The sequence below is a fragment of the Thioalkalivibrio sp. ALE10 genome (assembly GCF_000381385.1).
GTDB lineage: Bacteria > Pseudomonadota > Gammaproteobacteria > Ectothiorhodospirales > Ectothiorhodospiraceae > Thioalkalivibrio.
This window is the reverse complement of sequence record NZ_KB906453.1, coordinates 118,006-135,633: the sequence shown is the minus strand read 5'-3', so window position 1 is coordinate 135,633 and position 17,628 is coordinate 118,006. Positions and strand designations below refer to the sequence as shown.

At 68.6% G+C, this 17,628-nt stretch carries 15 protein-coding genes; 11 read left to right on the top strand and 4 right to left on the bottom strand.

Annotated elements, in window-relative coordinates:
• Positions 1-8: 8 nt before the first annotated feature.
• On the top strand, positions 9-1,298 hold the full coding sequence (gene purD / locus F788_RS0108755) for a phosphoribosylamine--glycine ligase (RefSeq protein ID WP_026332753.1): 1,290 nt from the start codon (positions 9-11) through the stop codon (positions 1,296-1,298).
• A gap of 55 nt (positions 1,299-1,353) precedes the next feature.
• Positions 1,354-3,846 carry a glycogen/starch/alpha-glucan phosphorylase gene (locus F788_RS0108750; RefSeq protein WP_019589919.1) on the top strand — a complete coding sequence of 831 codons (2,493 nt, stop codon included), beginning with the start codon at positions 1,354-1,356 and terminating at the stop codon, positions 3,844-3,846.
• 28 nt (positions 3,847-3,874) lie between these two features.
• Here the strand turns inward: F788_RS0108750 and rimO are convergent, their stop codons facing one another.
• Entirely contained in the window at positions 3,875-5,230 is a 1,356-nt protein-coding gene (gene rimO, locus F788_RS0108745) for a 30S ribosomal protein S12 methylthiotransferase RimO (protein WP_038037634.1), read from the bottom strand.
• 651 nt (positions 5,231-5,881) lie between these two features.
• Here rimO and rpmE point away from each other — a divergent pair.
• The 8 genes from rpmE to F788_RS0108705 all read left to right on the top strand — a co-directional run bounded on the left by rpmE (position 5,882) and on the right by F788_RS0108705 (position 13,695).
• The gene (gene rpmE / locus F788_RS0108740; protein ID WP_019589917.1) at positions 5,882-6,085 is read left to right on the top strand and encodes a 50S ribosomal protein L31; all 204 of its coding nucleotides are present in this window, start codon (positions 5,882-5,884) and stop codon (positions 6,083-6,085) included.
• 211 nt (positions 6,086-6,296) lie between these two features.
• Positions 6,297-7,154, top strand: coding sequence for a M48 family metallopeptidase (locus F788_RS0108735; protein WP_019589916.1), 858 nt, complete (start codon positions 6,297-6,299; stop codon positions 7,152-7,154).
• A 32-nt stretch (positions 7,155-7,186) separates the two neighbouring features.
• Entirely contained in the window at positions 7,187-8,407 is a 1,221-nt protein-coding gene (locus tag F788_RS0108730; RefSeq protein WP_019589915.1) for a malic enzyme-like NAD(P)-binding protein, read from the top strand.
• A gap of 25 nt (positions 8,408-8,432) precedes the next feature.
• Positions 8,433-9,356, top strand: coding sequence for a malate dehydrogenase (gene mdh / locus F788_RS0108725; protein WP_019589914.1), 924 nt, complete (start codon positions 8,433-8,435; stop codon positions 9,354-9,356).
• Positions 9,340-10,284: a 5'-3' exonuclease H3TH domain-containing protein gene (locus F788_RS0108720; protein ID WP_019589913.1), complete on the top strand. Its 945-nt coding sequence runs from the start codon at positions 9,340-9,342 to the stop codon at positions 10,282-10,284. Before mdh ends, F788_RS0108720 begins: the two co-directional genes overlap by 17 nt.
• Positions 10,281-10,946 (top strand): DUF1007 family protein, encoded by a 666-nt coding sequence (locus F788_RS0108715; protein ID WP_019589912.1) that lies wholly within the window; start codon positions 10,281-10,283, stop codon positions 10,944-10,946. The genes F788_RS0108720 and F788_RS0108715 overlap by 4 nt, the downstream gene beginning before the upstream one ends.
• 4 nt (positions 10,947-10,950) lie before the next feature.
• Positions 10,951-11,493, top strand: a complete 543-nt coding sequence (locus F788_RS0108710) for a pseudouridine synthase (RefSeq protein ID WP_018869101.1) — start codon at positions 10,951-10,953, stop codon at positions 11,491-11,493.
• 108 nt (positions 11,494-11,601) lie between these two features.
• Complete coding sequence (locus F788_RS0108705; protein ID WP_019589911.1) at positions 11,602-13,695, top strand: transglycosylase SLT domain-containing protein; 2,094 nt, start codon at positions 11,602-11,604, stop codon at positions 13,693-13,695.
• Between the two features lie 7 nt (positions 13,696-13,702).
• Here the strand turns inward: F788_RS0108705 and F788_RS0108700 are convergent, their stop codons facing one another.
• Positions 13,703-14,086 (bottom strand): group III truncated hemoglobin, encoded by a 384-nt coding sequence (locus F788_RS0108700; protein WP_018869099.1) that lies wholly within the window; start codon positions 14,084-14,086, stop codon positions 13,703-13,705.
• Between the two features lie 71 nt (positions 14,087-14,157).
• Here F788_RS0108700 and F788_RS0108695 point away from each other — a divergent pair, with 71 nt between their 5' ends.
• Positions 14,158-15,063 (top strand): fructosamine kinase family protein, encoded by a 906-nt coding sequence (locus F788_RS0108695; protein WP_019589910.1) that lies wholly within the window; start codon positions 14,158-14,160, stop codon positions 15,061-15,063.
• Between the two features lie 6 nt (positions 15,064-15,069).
• On the opposite strand, the gene F788_RS0108690 is transcribed toward F788_RS0108695, so the two are convergent.
• Both F788_RS0108690 and F788_RS0108685 read right to left on the bottom strand, forming a co-directional pair.
• Positions 15,070-15,948: an NAD(P)-dependent oxidoreductase gene (locus tag F788_RS0108690; RefSeq protein ID WP_019589909.1), complete on the bottom strand. Its 879-nt coding sequence runs from the start codon at positions 15,946-15,948 to the stop codon at positions 15,070-15,072.
• Between the two features lie 9 nt (positions 15,949-15,957).
• The gene (locus tag F788_RS0108685) at positions 15,958-17,580 is read right to left on the bottom strand and encodes a BCCT family transporter (RefSeq protein WP_019589908.1); all 1,623 of its coding nucleotides are present in this window, start codon (positions 17,578-17,580) and stop codon (positions 15,958-15,960) included.
• Between the last annotated feature and the right edge of the window lie 48 nt (positions 17,581-17,628).

Sequence of the window (17,628 nt, the reverse complement as noted above, 5' to 3'; positions counted from 1 at the left end):
AAACGGCCATCAACGTCCTGGTCATCGGCGGCGGCGGGCGCGAACACGCGCTGGCCTGGAAGCTGGCACAGTCCGCGCGGGTCGCGCGGGTGCTGGTCGCGCCGGGCAATGCCGGCACCGCGGGCGAGCCCGGCTGCGAGAACGTCGACTGCGCCGCCACCGACATCGACGGCCTGCTCGCCGTGGCGCAGCGCGAAGAGGTCGCCTTCACCGTGGTCGGGCCCGAGGCGCCGCTGGTCGCCGGGGTGGTGGATGCCTTCCGCGCCGCCGGCCAGCCGATCTTCGGCCCCACCGCCGACGCCGCGCGCCTGGAGGGTTCGAAATCCTTCGCCAAGGATTTCATGCAGCGCCACGGCATCCCCACGGCGGCGTACGGCAGCTTCGAGGACGAGGACGCCGCACTGGCGTTCATCGAGACCCACGGCGCGCCCATCGTGGTGAAGGCCGACGGCCTGGCTGCCGGCAAGGGCGTGATCCTCGCGCAGACCACGGACGAGGCGCGTGCCGCGGTACGCGACATGCTGGCCGGCAATGCCTTCGGCGAGGCCGGCCACCGGGTGGTGATCGAGGAATTCCTGCAGGGCGAGGAGGCCAGCTTCATCTGCATGGTGGACGGCGAGCACGTGCTGCCGCTGGCCTCCTCGCAGGACCACAAGGCGCGCGATGACGGCGACCGCGGCCCCAACACCGGGGGCATGGGCGCCTACTCCCCGGCCCCGGTGGTCACCGACGCCCTGCACGACCGCATCCTGCGCGAGGTCATCGAACCGGTGGTGCGCGGCATGGCCGCCGACGGCGAGGCCTATACCGGGTTCCTGTATGCCGGGATCATGGTCGATGCCGACGGCAATCCGAAGGTGCTGGAATTCAACTGCCGTTTCGGCGACCCGGAGACCCAGCCGATCCTGATGCGCCTGGAAAGCGACCTGGCGGAGCTGGTCGAGACCGCGCTGGACGGCCGCCTCGACCGGGTGGAGGCCCGCTGGGACCCGCGCGTGGCCCTGGGCGTGGTGGCTGCGGCGCAAGGCTATCCCGATGCATATCGCAAGGGCGACGTGATCGATGGCCTGGAAGCGGTGGATCCGCTACCGGATGCCCGCGTATTCCACGCCGGCACAACGAACGACGACCACGGCCGGACGCTCACCGCCGGCGGGCGCGTACTGTGCGTGGTCGGTCTGGGCCAGGATTACGCCGATGCGCAGAAAAAGGCCTACACGGCCCTCGGGGAAATCCGCTTCGAGGGTATATACTTCCGTACTGATATTGGACACCGTGCCATCGACCGTCCCGCCTGAGCGGCGCCGGGGTCGATGACGCGCGTGTCCGGCCGCAACCCCCGGAGAAATAAAGATGTCCACCAGCGCCACCGACCCCTCGGCCCCTTCGCTCAGCCCCCTGCCGCATGACACCGAGGGGCTGAAGCAGTCCATCCGTGATGCCATGGTTCGCTTCGTCGGCAAGGACCCGCAGCAGGCCACCCCCCGCGACTGGCTCGAGGCCACCTCGTTCGCGGTGCGCGAACGCATGATCGAACGCCGGGTGCTGACCCGCCGCCAGTTCGCCGAAGAGGACGTCAAGCGGGTCTATTACTTGTCGATGGAATACCTGATCGGGCGCATGCTGGAGGCCAACCTGCGCAATACCGGCATCCTCGACGAGGCGCGCGAGGCCCTTGCGCAGCTGGGACAGGACTACGACGAGATCGTCGAGTGGGAAGACGACGCCGCTCTGGGCAACGGCGGCCTCGGCCGCCTGGCCGCCTGCATCCTCGAGTCGCTGGCGACCCAGGGCTATCCGGGCTTCGGCTACGGTATCCGCTACGAGTACGGCATGTTCCGCCAGCAGTTCGAGCCCTACCGTCAGGTCGAGCACCCGGACAACTGGCTGCGCTACGGCAACCCCTGGGAGTTCCCGCGCGCCGAGCGCAAGTACCCGATCCGCTTCTACGGCGAGGTGGTGGAGCATCACCGCAGCGACGGCTCGGTGCACTACTCCTGGGAAGACGGCGAACAGGTCCTGGCCATGGCCTACGACTATCCCACCGCGGGCTACGGCCGGCGCAACGTGAACAACCTGCGCCTGTGGGGCGCCAAGGCGACCCGCGACTTCGACCTGCGCTATTTCAACGAGGGCGACTACATCCGCGCGGTGGCCGACAAGAGCCAGTCGGAGAGCACCTCCATGGTGCTCTACCCCAACGACGCCACCGCCATCGGCAAGGAACTGCGGCTGAAGCAGGAATACTTCTTTGTCGCCGCCTCGCTGCACGACATCCTCGATCGCCACCTGGAGCTGGGCTATACCCTGGACGACCTGCCCCACCAGGTCGCGATCCAGCTGAACGACACCCACCCGGCGATCGCGGTGGCGGAGATGATGCGCCTGCTGATGGACCGCCACGAGCTGCACTGGGCCCGTGCCTGGGAGCTGTGCCGCAAGGTATTTGCCTACACCAACCACACCCTGATGCCCGAGGCCCTGGAAACCTGGTCGGTGGACCTCGTGACCCGCGTGCTGCCACGGCACATGCAGATCATCTACCGCATCAACCACGAATTCCTCGAGATGGTGCGCCGGCGTTTCCCCGGCGACGAGGAGCGCCTCAAGCGGCTGTCGCTGATCGACGAGGAAGGCGGTCGCAACGTCCGCATGGCTCATCTGGCGGTGGTCGGTTCGCATCAGATCAACGGTGTCGCCGCGCTGCATACCGAGCTGCTGAAACAGACCCTGTTCGCCGATTTCTACCAGCTGTGGCCGGAACGCTTCGTCAATGTCACCAACGGCGTGACCCCCCGGTTGTGGATGATCCAGGCCAATCCGGAGCTGACCGAGTTCCTCGGCGAAAAGATCGGCCACGACTGGCAGTACGACCTTGAACGCCTGCGCGCGCTGGAGCCCTGGGTCGCCGATCCCGAGTTGCAGGAGGGCTTCCGCGAGGTCAAGCGCAAGAACAAGGAGCGCCTGGCCACGCTGGTGCGCGAACGCACCGGCATCCGCATCCGCACCGACGTATTGTTCGACGTACAGATCAAGCGCATCCACGAATACAAGCGCCAGCTGCTCAAGCTGCTGCACGTGATCGAGCTGTACAACCGCATCCGCGACGGCGAGGACGTGCCCCCGCGGGTGGTAATCTTCGGCGGCAAGGCGGCCCCCGGCTACCAGCGCGCCAAGGACATCATCCAGGTCATCAACGAGGTCGCCGACATCATCAACCACGACCCGCAGGTGGGGGACCGCCTGAAGTGCGTGTTCATCCCCAACTACGAGGTCAGCGCCGCGACCGTGATCATCCCCGCGGCGGACCTGTCGGAGCAGATCTCCACCGCGGGCTTCGAGGCCTCGGGCACCGGCAATATGAAACTGGCCCTGAACGGCGCGCTGACCATCGGCACGCTGGACGGTGCCAACATCGAGATCCGCGACGCGGTGGGTGAAGAAAACATCTTCATCTTCGGCATGACCGAGTCCGAGGTGGTCGCCCACCGCGCCCGCGGCGAGGTCCCCGAGGCGATGCTCGCCGGGCGTCCGGCCCTGACGCGTACGGTGGAGATGATCGAGCAGGGCTATTTCACCTGCGACGACAACGCCACCCATGCGGAACTGGGACGCTACCTGCGCCAGGACGACCCGTTCTTCGTGCTCGCCGACTACCCCGCCTACCGCGAGGCCTGCGAACGGGCCGACACGCTGTATGCGCAGCCGGAATGCTGGAATGCCGCGGCGCTCACCAACATCGCGCGCATGGGCTATTTCTCCATCGACCGCACGGTGCGTGACTACGCGGAGAAGATCTGGGACGCCACGCCGGAACCGGTGGCCCCGAAGCGCAACGGCGGCTGAGCACGGCCGCCGAGCGAGGCCGCCCCGGTCACTCGTCCGGGTCGGCGACCTCGGCGATCAGGTCGTGCTCGCGGGCAGCGGTGATCCGCACCTCGATGAAGTCCCCCGCCTCCACCGAGTCGGGATCGGCATCCGGCACGCGGATCACCCCGTCGATCTCCGGCGCCTCCGCGGCCGAACGCGCGACCACGACGCCGTGTTCGTCGGTGCCGTCGACCAGCACCACCGTCTGCGTGCCCACCCGACGGCGCAGGCGCTCGGCACTGATCTGTGCCTGCACCTCCATGAACCGCGCCAGGCGTTCCTGGCGCACGGGCTCGGGCACCGGGTCCGGCAGAGCATTGGCCTCGGCCCCGTCCACCGGCGAATAGGCAAAGGCCCCGACGCGGTCGAGCTGCGCCTCGCGCAGGAAGTCCAGCAGGGTCTCGAACTCGGCCTCGGTCTCGCCGGGGAAGCCCACGATGAACGTCGAGCGCAGGGTCAGGTCCGGCACCTGCGCGCGCCAGTCGGCGATCCGCTCCAGCACCTTCTCCGCCGCAGCCGGACGGCGCATCGCCTTGAGCACCCGCGGGTGGCCGTGCTGCAGCGGCATGTCGAGATAGGGCAGCAGCCCGCCCTCCTCGCCGGACCCCATCAGCGGGATCAGGCGATCCACATGCGGATAGGGATAGACGTAGTGCAGCCGCACCCAGATCCCCAGCCGCCCCAGGGCCTCGGCGAGGTGCGCGATGTCCGAACGGATCGGGCGCCCGCCGTGGAAGCCGGTACGGTATTTCACGTCGACCCCGAAGGCCGAGGTGTCCTGCGAGATCACCAGGATCTCGCGCACCCCGGCCTCGGCCAGGCGCTCGGCCTCCGCCAGCACCTCGCCAATCGAGCGGCTGACCAGGTCGCCGCGCAGGCCGGGGATGATGCAGAAGCTGCAGCGGTGATTGCAGCCCTCGGAGATCTTCAGATAGGCGTAGTGGCGCGGGGTCAGACGAATGCCCTCCGGCGGCACCAGGGTCTCGAAGGTGCCCGCCGGCGGCGGCAGGTGCTCGTGCACCGCCGTCACCACGTCCTCGTAGGCGTGCGGCCCGGTCACCGCCAGCACGTCCGGGTGGCGCTCGTGGATGGTCTCGGCATCCTTGCCCAGGCAGCCGGTCACGATCACCTGCCCGTTCTCCGCCAGGGCCTCGCCGATCGCCCCCAGCGATTCTTCCACCGCTTCGTCGATGAACCCGCAGGTGTTGACCACCACCAGGTCCGCCCCGGTGTAGTCCCCGACGATCCCGTAGCCCTCGGCACGCAGCCGGGTCAGGATGCGCTCGGAATCCACCAGCGCCTTGGGACAGCCCAGGCTGACAAAGCCGACCTGCGGCACTGCGCTTGACAATGCGGACATGTTATTCACAACGCGACTCCCGTCCTTTCACGCCGGTCCCGACCCCGGGCAGCACCGGGCCCGGGCCCATTGACATACAAGGAACACCTTATTTTCAGTAATATAAAAACCCTGGGCAAAAACTGACCAATCCAGAGTCCTGCGCCGCAGCAAGCCGCTGGCGCCATCCAGTGACAGTTCGTCCACAAAGTTTTCCACAGGTTTCGGGGAAAACTCGCGCGCCCCGGCACAACGCCCCGCAAGACGACGACTTGCCCGTACCGCCCGGAGAGCAGCCCGCCGGCCCTGTTCGCCTGCGGGCAGGCTCCCGCCATCGCGAGTCGCAGCCCCCTCGCCCCGTCATTGCGAGGAGCCGAAGGCGACGTGGCAATCGGCCGAAGCGGGCTGCATGCAGGAACAGGTGGCTTCGGATGGAGATCGCCACATCGCTTCGCGACTCGCGATGACGGGAACGTGCTCGGACGCGAACCGACCGGTTTCGGGCAAAACGCACGCCCCGCCGGAACGCCCCGCAAGACAACGAGTTGTTCGCACCGCCCGACAGCACGTCCGGATCCCGGCCGCCTCCGCGAAGACCGCCGTCCACTTGCGCCCGGCCACAGGAGGCGGCTATGCTAGCGCACTTTTCGCCCGAACACGCGTGAGTCGACCATGAAAGCCGAGATCCATCCCCAATACCGCGAAGTCAACGTGATCTGCACCTGTGGCGCGAAGTTCACGACCCGTTCCACCCTGGGTCAGGACGAGATGCACCTGGACGTCTGCTCGCAGTGCCATCCGTTCTACACCGGCAAGCAGAAGATCGTCGACACCGCCGGCCAGGTGGACAAGTTCAAGCGCCGCTTCGCATTCTGAAGTCCCGCGCGAGGTCGCATCACGCGGCCCCGCAGGCAGGCGGCGGCCCATCGGTCCCGCCGGCGTGGCCGATCCGGCGAGGGCATCCTTCGGGGTGCCCTCGTTTGCGTGCGGGCTCCGCAGGGCGGTCCGCAGGGTGTATGCTGAAGAGGTGTCATCATCCCGCATCCCCGCGGGACCTGCAGGCAGAAACCGCATGAACTGGTCACGCATGAACTCGCTGTTCCGTCCGCTGCGCCGGCGCCTGCCGGTGCTGGCCCTGATCGCCGTACTGGGCATGGCCCTGGGCCAGCCCGCCTGCACCACCAACCCGGTGACGGGACGTTCCCAGCTGATGCTGGTCTCGGAGAACCAGGCGATCGACGCCTCGCGCGAGGCCTACGTGGAGATGCTCTCCGGCGCACGCGACGAAGGCCGGATCAACGCCGACCCCGAGATGACCGAACGGGTCCACGGCATCACCGGCCGGGTCGTGGCACAGGCCATCGAGTACCGCCCCGAAACCGCGGACTGGGACTGGGAGATCGCGGTCATCGAGGCGCCGGACACCCTCAACGCGTTCGCCATGGCCGGCGGCAAGATGGCGATCTACTCCGGCATCATCGAACAGCTGGAACTGACCGACGACGAACTGGCGCAGATCATCGGCCACGAGATCGGCCATGCCCTGTCCGCCCACAGCGCCGAGAAGATGTCGGTGGCGATGGCCTCCAATCTGGCGGTCACCGGCTTCGCCATCACCGGCGACCGCTCCGAGCTGGCGCTGACCGGCGCCGCGCTGGGCGCGGTGCTGGCGGTGCAGCTGCCCCACAGCCGGCGCATGGAAACCGAAGCCGACGAGATCGGCATCGAACTGGCGGCCCGCGCCGGCTACGACCCCGACGCCGCCCCGGCGCTGTGGCGCAAGATGGCGGAACAGTCCAATGGCAGCCGCCATCCGGTGTTCCTCAGCACCCATCCGGCGCCGGAAGGGCGCCAGCGCGAGCTCGCCCGGCTGGCCGACGAGGTACGACCGCTGTACGAGGCGGCCCGCGACCGCAATGATCTGCCGACCCACCCGGTCAACTGAACCCACCGCCCGCACAAGGCCCGTTCGCAATCATGTCCGACGATTTCAATCAGCGCGCCCTCGACTACCACGCCCGCGAACCGGCCGGGAAACTGGCCATCCACGTCACCAAGCCCACCGCCACGCAGGACGACCTGTCGCTGGCGTATTCGCCCGGCGTGGCGGCCCCGGTGCGCGCCATCGCCGACAACCCCGACGAGGTCTACCGCTACACCGGCAAGGGCAACCTGGTCGCGGTGATCACCGACGGCACCGCGGTGCTGGGACTGGGCAACACCGGTGCGCTGGCCTCCAAGCCCGTGATGGAGGGCAAGGGCGTGCTGTTCAAGACCTTTGCCGGGATCGACGTGTTCGACATCGAGGTCGACGCCGCCCAGCCCGAGGACTTCATCAATACCGTGGCGCGGATCGCCGGCGGCTTCGGCGGCATCAACCTCGAGGACATCGCGGCGCCCCACTGCTTCGAGATCGAACGCCGCCTGAGCGATCGCCTGGACATCCCGGTCTTCCATGACGACCAGCACGGCACGGCCATCATCACCGCGGCCGGGCTGCTCAACGCCCTGGCCATCCAGGGCAAGGACCTGGCCGACGCCCGGATCGTCTGCGTGGGCGCGGGCGCCGCCGGCATCGCCTCCATGCAGCTGCTGGTACGCCTGGGCGCGAGCAAGCATCTCATCCACATGGTCGACCGCAATGGCGTGATCCACAGTCACCGTGAAGACCTCAATGAATACAAGCAGATCTTCGCGGTGGACACCGAGGACCGCACGCTGGAGGACGCCTGCCGCGACGCCGACGTGTTCATCGGACTGTCCGGCCCGGACATCCTGACCCCCGAGATGCTGCGGAGCATGGCACCGAATCCGGTGATCTTCGCGCTGTCCAACCCGGACCCGGAGATCCGGCCGGACCTGGCCCGCGAGACCCGGGACGACCTGATCATGGCGACCGGCCGTTCCGACTACCCCAACCAGGTCAACAACGTGCTCGGATTCCCGTTCATCTTCCGCGGAGCGCTGGACGTGCGCGCCCGGCGCATCAACGACGCCATGCTGGTGGCGGCCACCCACGCGATCGCCGACCTGGCGCGCGAACCGGTGCCGCAGAGCGTGCTGGACGCCTACGGCCGCGACCACCTGGAGTTCGGACCGGACTACATCCTGCCCACGCCGTTCGATCCGCGCCTGATCGAGACCATCCCGCAAGCGGTGGCCCGAGCGGCCCGCGACAGCGGCGTGGCGCGAACCTGACACCGCAAGCCGAGGAGCGCTGGCCATGCAGAAGATCGCCATTGTCGGAGCCGGGCGGGTGGGGGAATCCACCGCGCAGTTCCTCGCCCGCCGCGACCTCGCCCGCGAGATCGCGCTGCTGGACGTCCACGAGGGAACCGCCGCCGGGGCCGCGCTGGACATCCAGGAAACCGCGCCGCTGCTGGGCTTCGACACCCGCCTCACCGGTTCGCACGAGGCCGACGTCATCGCCGGCGCGCAGCTGGTGATCATCACCGCCGGGCTGCCGCGCAAGCCGGGCATGTCGCGCTCCGATGTCCTCGACAAGAACGTCGCCATCCTCGACGCGATCCTCGATCAGGTGCAGCAACACGCTCCGGACAGCCGCCTGCTGGTGGTCTCCAACCCGGTGGACGTGCTGACCTGGCGTGCGGCGCAGAAGACCGGCTGGAGCCGCGACCGGGTCATGGGCCAGGCCGGCGTGCTCGACACCTCGCGCATGGCGGCCTTCATCGCGCTGGAGACCGGCCTGTCGGTGCACGACATCCAGGCCCTGGTGCTGGGCGGGCATGGCGACGCGATGGTCCCGCTGCTGCGCTACTCGCATGTCAACGGCATCCCGCTGGACCGGTTCCTCGACCGCGAAACCCTCGACTCCATCGTCGAGCGCACCCGCCACGGCGGCGCCGAGATCCTCGCCCTCAAGCAGACCTCCAGCGCCTATGCGGCCCCGGCTGCGGCGATCGCCGAGATGGTCGAGGCGATCGCCCTCGACCGGCGCCGGGTCCTGCCCACGGTCGCGCTGCTGGACGGCGAATACGGCCAGCGCGATGTCGCCACCGGCGTCCCCTGCATCCTCGGCCAGGGGGGCATGGAACGCATCGTGGAACTGGATCTCCAGGCCGACGAACAGGCGGATCTCGAGCGTTCCATCGCCGGCATCCGGAAGGATCTTGAACGCCTGCAGTGAACCCGTGGCCACCCCGACCTGCACGGTCGTGGACACCAGCATCTTCGTGTTCCGCGCCTGGTTCGCGCGCGGCCTCGATCCCGACCCGCAGGGCCGGCCCGGCGGTGCGCTGCACGGCTTCGTCCACTCCCTGTGCCAGTGGCTGCCACGGCGTGCCCCGGGGCCGCTGGGCTTCTGTTTCGACACCTCGCTGCGGCGCGGTTTCCGCCACCGCCTCGACCCCGGGTACAAGGCCCATCGTCCGCCGGCACCCCCCGAACTGCGGGCTCAGTTCGAGCGGATCGGCGAGCTGCTGGACGCCCTCGGGCTGGCCCGCTTCTCACACCCCGAATACGAGGCCGACGATCTGATCGCCACCCTGGCCCGCAACGCGCGCACGGCAGGGCTGCCGGTCGCGGTGATGAGCGCCGACAAGGATCTGGCACAGACCATCCTCGGCGACCGGGACCACCTGCACGACCCGGAACGCGGCCGACCCATGGATCGCCGAGCCCTCGAGAAGCGCCTGCGCGTGCGCCCCGACCAGGTGGCCGACCTGCTGGCGCTGGCCGGTGACCGCAGCGACAACATCCCGGGGATCCACGGCCTGGGCCCACGCGGAGCGGCCCGCATCCTGCGCCGCCTGGGTGACCTGGAAAGCGTGCTTGCCGATCCCGACGCGGTTCGCCGCTGCAACCTGCGCCGCGCCACCGCCCTCGCGCAGGCGATCGCCGCCGAGCCCGAACGCCTGCGTCTGTCGCGCCGGCTGACCGGTCTGGTGGATCACGTCCCGGGACTCCCCCGGGGTTCCGATCTGCTCGCCGAACTGCAGCCGCGCGGACCGGTCAGGGACATATACGCCCGGCTGCATGACCTCGGCGTGCACCCCGACTACCACGAGCGGCTGCTGCATGCCGCCGCCCCGACCCCGGAGGCCATCCCGGCATGAACCCGGTCCGCAAACAACCGCGCCTCGCGACGAGCCTTGCCACATTCCTGCTGCTGGCCGCGACGGCCGGCCTGCCCGGCACCGCAGCCGCCCATCCGCACGCCTGGATCGATCTCGAGGTCGACTTCGAGCGCGACGCCAACGGCCAGCTGGTGCGCATGCATCACCTGTGGCAATTCGACCCGATGTACTCCGAATACCTCCACGAAGACGCCCTGGCCCACCAGGAGGGCGACAGCGATGCCGAGCGCCTGAACGCGCTGGCGCGCGAGATCCTCGACAACCTGGAGGAATACGACTGGTACACGCACTTCGAGGCCGAAGGCCACGCGATCGAAGTGCGGCCGGAGGGCGAGGCGCGGATGGAAAAGGACGGAGACACCCTGGAATACCGGTTCACCCTGGCGCTCGAGGGTGCACCCGACCCGGCGCGGACGCCGGTGGATTACCGCGTCTTTGATCCCACCTATTTCATCGAGATCCTGCATCCCGATGAACGCCCTCCGCGGGTGCGCGGGGCACCGGAATGCGAGGCCGAGGTCGACCGGCCACGGCCCGATCCGGCGATGGTCGCGCGCGCCATGGCGCTCGACTACGGTGCCGAACCCGAAGAAAACCTCGGCCGCCACTTTGCCGACCGTGTGACCCTGCGCTGCGACTGAGGGCATGAGCCGGATCCTGCTGTTCCACAAGCCCTGGGGCGTGCTCAGCCAGTTCACCGACCGCGAGGGCCGTCCCACCCTGGCCGATTACATCGACCTGCCCGGCGTGCACCCGGCCGGACGTCTGGACCGCGATTCCGAGGGCCTTCTGGTGCTCACCGACGATGGCGTCCTGAACGCCCGCATAACCCGCCCCGGCCCCGACTCCGCGGGCAAGACCTACTGGGTGCAGGTGGAAGGCGATCCCGACGAGGCCGCGCTGGAGGCCCTGCGCACCGGGGTCGAACTACGCGACGGACTCACCCTGCCGGCGAAGGTCGACCGTATGGACCCGCCGGACCTGCCGGAACGCGACCCGCCGGTGCGCTTTCGCCGCCACATCCCCACCCGCTGGCTCGCGATCACCCTGTACGAAGGGCGCAACCGCCAGGTCCGGCGCATGACCGCCGCGGTCGGCCATCCGACCCTGCGCCTGGTGCGCTACCGCGTCGCCTCCTGGACCATCGACGGGCTGGCCCGCGGCGAGACCCTGCTGCTTTCCGGCTGATCGGGCGGCATTGCGCGTCATGCCGCGCAAAACACGGGCACGGGGATTGCCAGCCCGCCGGACCTGACGGATGATGGTGGAATACGCGGAGGCTCAGGAGACACAGGCATGCGCATTCGTCAGCGGCTGATCGCCGGCGGCCCCGGCACGATCTTGGCCATGGTCCTGACCCTGCTGGTCGGCGGCCCCTCTGCCGCGGACTCCGGTTCCGGCGCGGAAGAAACTCGCTACGCCTTCGAGCGCGGCCTGTTCGTCACCGCCGAACGGGCGCTCAACCGCGGCAACACGGAGGCCTTCGAACGCGCGCGCGAGACCCTGGCCGGTTACCCCCTCGCACCGTATCTCGACTACCGCCGCCTCGCCCGTGACCTTGGGCGGGCAGAACCCGACGCGGTGCGGGAATTCCTCGAGCATCACGGCGACACCCCGCTGGCCGACCGCCTGTACGCCAACTACCTGCGCCATCTCGGCGAGGAATCCGAATGGGATACCCTGCTGGAGATGGTCGACGACCAGCGTTCCATGGGGGTGACCCAGGACTGCCATCGCCGCCAGGCCCTGCTGGAGCGGGACGAGAACGACGCCGCCCTGGAAGACATCGAGTCGATCTGGCTGCACGGCCATTCGCGGCCCTCGGCCTGCGACCCGGCCCTCGATGCCTGGCGCGCGGCCGACGGCCTGACCAGTGAACTGGCCATGCAGCGCTTCGCCCTCGCCATGGACGCCGGCCAGACTGGCCTCGCGCGCTACCTGCGCCGCTACCTCGACCGTGACGACGAAGCCTGGGCCGAACGCTGGCTCGAACTCCGGGAACGGCCGGCCCGGGTCGCGGAGGCCGACTTCGACGCCGACGACCACCCGCAGGCCGGCCCCATGGCCGAAGACGCCTGGAAGCGCTGGATCCGCTCCGATCTGGACGCCGCCCTGGACGCCTGGCAGGAGCGGCCCGCGAACGGCCCGGCGACCCTGGATAGCGAGGGCCGCAACGCGGTGGCCCACGCCCTGGGCCTGCGCCTGGCGGTGCGCTACCGCGACGAGGCCCCCGAGTTCCTCGCCGGACTGGACGAAGAGGTCTTCGACGCCCAGCTGCGCCAGTGGCAGGTACGCGTGGCCCTGCGGGCGGGGGACTGGGAAACCGTGCGCGACGCAGTCCGCGCGATGCCGCGCGAGACCCGCGAAGAGGCCCAGTGGCGCTACTGGTTCGCGCGCGCCGAAGAGGCCCTGGGCAATACGGACAGCGCCCGCGATCACTACGAGCGGGCCGCCACCGAACGCAATTTCCACGGGTTTCTCGCCGCCGACCGGATCGGGCAGCCTTACCGTATCGGACATCGGCGCGCGGATCTGGACAACGGCCTGCGGGTGCGCGTGCGCAACCAGCCCGCGATGCTGCGGATGCGCGAACTGCTGCGGCTGGATCGCCACGCCGAGGCGCGGCGCGAATGGCAGCACGCGGTCGCGCGCATGGACAACGACGAGCGGGTGGCCGCGGCACACGAGTTCGCCGAATGGGGCTGGCACGACCGGGCGATCTTCACCGTGGCCCGCGCGCGCCAGTGGGACGATGTCGAACTGCGCTTTCCGCTGGCCTTCGACGATCTGATCGTTGCCGGCGCCCGCGATCAGGGCATTGATCCGGCCTGGGCCATGGCGGTCGCGCGCCAGGAGAGCGCTTTCCTGCATGACGTGCGTTCACACGCGGGCGCGCTGGGCATCATGCAGATCATGCCGGCCACCGGGCGCAACATCGCCTCGGCCGCCGGCGTGCAGGTGAATTCCGACTGGGACATCCTCGAGCCCGCGAACAATGCCCGCCTGGGCACCTACTATCTCGGGCGCAATCAGGAGCGCTTCGGCGGCCACGGGCTGCTGTCCACCGCCGCCTACAACGCCGGGGCCCATCGGGTCCGGCAATGGCTGCCGGAAGACGGCGAGACCCTGGATGCGGACATCTGGGCGGAACTGATCCCGTTCTCCGAGACCCGCAAGTACATCCGCCGGGTGTACGCCTACCGCATCCTGTACGCCGTGCGTCTCGGTCAGGAACCGCCGTCGATGGCCAGCCTGCTGTACCCGGTCACGGCGGAACCGCACCTGGCCGAGGCCCGTCAGGCCCATCTGCGCGAGGTGCACGGCGGGGACGACATCGCCCTGAATCGCGGCTACTGCGGCTTTCCCGGCGGCGGCGCGGACCCCTGCTGACGCCGCCTCAGCCGGTCAGGATGTCCTGACGCATGCGGCTGGCGATACCCTCGGCCAGCTGCTGCCATTCCTTCGCGTGCGCCGGATCCAGCATCTCGTCGGTGGTCGCACGGAAGTGCTCCATCCACGCCTGAAGATCGTCTTCGGTCAGCTTCAGCGGCGCGTGCTTGCCCACCATGTCGATGGTCGGTGGCTGTTCCAGGCGCCCGCCCAGGTTCTGGTACCAGAAATCGCTGATCCGCCGTACGTGATCCTCGAAATCCTCGATGCGCTCGAAGTGGTGCCCGATCCGCGGATCGGCCGACACGCGGCGATAAAACTCGTCGATCACGGCGCGGATCTGCTCCGCCCCGATCTTGTCGCATAGTGGTTCCAGTTTGCGGAAGGCCATCTCGGGACTCCTGACGTTCGGGGTGTGTAGTGGTTAACCTGTCAGCCACATCCGCCACGGGAGACAGACACATGACGCGAAGCAGCGCACGGGACGACGACCTGACCGCCGCCCTGGCCCGGTGCATCACGGACCATACCGGAGTGCCGTTCGAGGCGACAGGCCGCAGCGCACGTTCCGGCGGCTCCATCAACCAGGCCCTGCGTCTGGAGGGCACCGACGGCCGCCGCTTCTTTGTCAAGCTCAACCGCGGCGACCACGCCGGCATGTTCGCTGCCGAGGCCCGTGGCCTGACCGAACTGCAGCGCTGCGAGGTACTGAAGGTCCCCGCGGTGATCGGCACCGGCGAGGCTGCCGGCGCCCGTTTCCTGATCATCGAGGACCTGGACCTGGGCGGCCCGCGCGACGCGGTGGCGCTGGCGCACGGCATCGCCGACATGCATTCGCACACCGCCAGCCGCTTCGGCCTCGACGAGGACAATTTCATCGGATCCACGCCACAGTCCAATCGGCCGCATGCGGACTGGGTGGATTTCTATCGCGAGGAGCGCCTGGGCTTTCAGCGTCGCCTGGCCCGCGACCGCGGGGCCCCGCGCGGGCGTCTGGACACCCTGGCCGAGCTGGAGGAGCGCCTGGACGGCTTCTTCACGGACTACCGCCCGCAGCCATCCCTGCTGCACGGCGACCTGTGGAGCGGCAACTGGGACTTCCTCGGCGACGGCCGGCCGACGCTGTTCGACCCGGCCACCTATTACGGCGACCCCGAGGCCGACCTGGCGATGATGGAACTGTTCGGACACCCCGGGCGGGACTTCTTCGCGGCCTACGGCGAACAGCGGCCGCTGGATCCGGGCTATGCCACCCGCCGGACGCTGTACAACCTGTACCACATCCTCAACCACGACCACCTGTTCGGCGGCGGCTACGGCTCGCAGGCCGAGCGCATGGCACAGCAGCTGCTCGCCGAAGTGCGCTGACGCGGGTCAGTCGCGCTTGCCGGCCTCCGGCACGATGGACGAATAGATGGCCGAGTAGTCGGCATCGTCCAGCCCCCGATCGGCGGCCTGCTCGAGCAGATCCGCCAGCAATGGCAACCAGGGGTCGGACAGTCCCGCGTCGGCGGCTGCCTGATGGGTCAGGCGCACGTCCTTGAGCAGATGCTTGACCGGGAAGTTGGCGGTGCCGAAGTCCCCCGAGCACATCTTGTCCAGCTTCTTGTCGAAGGTGGGTGCGTAGAGGGCGCTCTCGCGCAGGATCTCCATGAAGGTGTCGACCTCCACGCCCTCGCGCCGCACCAGCCCCAGACTCAGGGAGAATGCCGCCGTGAGGCTGGCGATCAGCTGATTGAAGGCCAGTTTGAGCGCGGCGCCCTGCCCCGGGCCGCCCACGTGCCGGACCGTGCTGCCCAGCGCCTCCAGCACCGGGGCGACCCGCTCCACGTCCACCTCATGCTCGGCACCGGCCATGATCAGCAGCCGGCCCTCGCGGGCCTCCGGGATGGATCCCAGCACCGGGGCCTCGACATAGCACCCTCCGGCCGTCCGCACGCGCTCGCCCAGGGCCCGGCTCTCGGCCGGCAGGATGGTGCCCATCTGGATGAAACAGCGCCCGTCGAGCGTTCCCGGGGACAGATCGGCGAGCACGGACTCGATGGCAAGGGCATCGCTGAGCATCAGAATCACCCAGTCCGCGCCCTGTACCGCGGCGTCCGGGGTGGAATACACGGTTGCCCCGGCGCGGGCCAGATCCTCGGCCCGCGTCGGGGTGCGGTTGTATGCCTGCAGCGGGAACCCCGCGTCCAGCAGCCGCAGGCCCATGGGGGTCCCCATCAGCCCGCAGCCCAGCAGTGCCACCTGTGACATCGATGCCTCCTAGCGGATCTTCTCGTCGAGGTCTTCGGTGTAGCCGAACAGCGTATGCGGCGGCGGTGCCTCGCGCTGATAACGGCTGGGCGTGACGGCCTCGGTCTGCTGCAGCGAGCGGTACAGCCCCACCATCATGATCAGCATCACGATGGAGAACGGCAGGCCGACACTGATGGCCGCCGCCTGCAGCGCGCCCAGCCCCCCGGCCACCAGCAGCACCGAGGCCACGATCCCTTCGGCCACGGCCCAGTACACGCGCTGGGTCACGGTGGGATTGCGCACGTCACCCGAGGCCAGGGTGTCGATCACCAGCGAACCGGAGTCCGAGGAGGTGACGAAGAAGGTGACGATCAGCAGGGTTGCCGCGCTCATCACCGCGATCGCCATCCAGTCCAGCATCGGCAGGGCCTCGATGGTCAGGAACAGCGCGGTCTCCATCTGTTCGGACACCTGCCCGGCCACGTCGGCTACACCTTCCAGCTGGAAACCCATGGCCGTGCCGCCGAACACCGACAGCCAGACGAACCCGGCCGCGGTCGGCGCCAGCAGCACGCCGGTCACGAATTCGCGGATGGTGCGCCCGCGCGAGACCCGCGCGATGAACATGCCGACGTACGGCGCCCAGGAGATCCACCAGCCCCAGTAGAAGATGGTCCAGGTCGTGGCCCAGCCGGAATCCTCGATGGTATCGGCCCACAGGCTCATCGCGGGCAGGTTCTGGACGTAGACCCCGGTGGATTCCACCAGGGTCCGCAGGATGAACAGGGTGGGTCCGAGCACGAGCAGCAGCGCGATCAGCACCACGCTCAGGCCGATGTTGAAGTTGGACAGCCGCTTGATCCCGCGGTCCACGCCCAGGGCCACGGAGCCCACCGCGATCAGGGTGATGATCGCGACCAGCACGACCTGGTTCAGAGTGCTTTCCTCGATGCCGAAGACGAAGTTGAGGCCCGAGTTGATCTGCATGACCCCCAGACCCAGCGAGGTCGCGACCCCGAACATGGTCCCGAACAGTGCAAGGATGTCGACCAGGTGCCCCCACGGGCCGTAGATGCGGTCGCCGATGAACGGGTACAGCGAGGAGCGGATCAGCAGCGGCAGGTTGTGTCGGTAGGCGTAGTAGGCCAGCGACAGACCCACGATGATGTAGATCGCCCAGGCGTGCAGTCCCCAGTGGAAGAAGGTGTAGCGCATCGCCTCCATCGCCGCCGCGCTGGATTCACCCTCGGCATGCGGCGGCGACATGTAGTGGTACATCGGCTCGGCGATGGAGAAGAACAGCAGCCCGATGCCCATGCCGGCGGAGAACAGCATCGCGAACCAGGACGCATAGCTGAAACGCGGGGGTTCGAACTGATCGCCCAGACGCACCCCGCCGTAACGGCTGAACATCAGGTACAGGGCAAAGATCAGGAAGATCGTCACCACCAGCATGTAGTACCAGCCGAGGTAACGGGAGATGCCGTCGCGCGTCTGCACGAACAGGCCTTCGGCCGTCTCGGAAAACGCCGCCCCGAAAAGCACGAAGGCCACGATGATGATGCTGGCGATGATGAAGACCGGACTGCAGATGACCCCGAAGCCGCGCACGCGCGTCTGGGACAGACCGGGGGTGGATGATTCATCCATGGATGACTCCCCTTGTGCATGGGTAGCGTGGCGGCCGGGTCGTGGGAC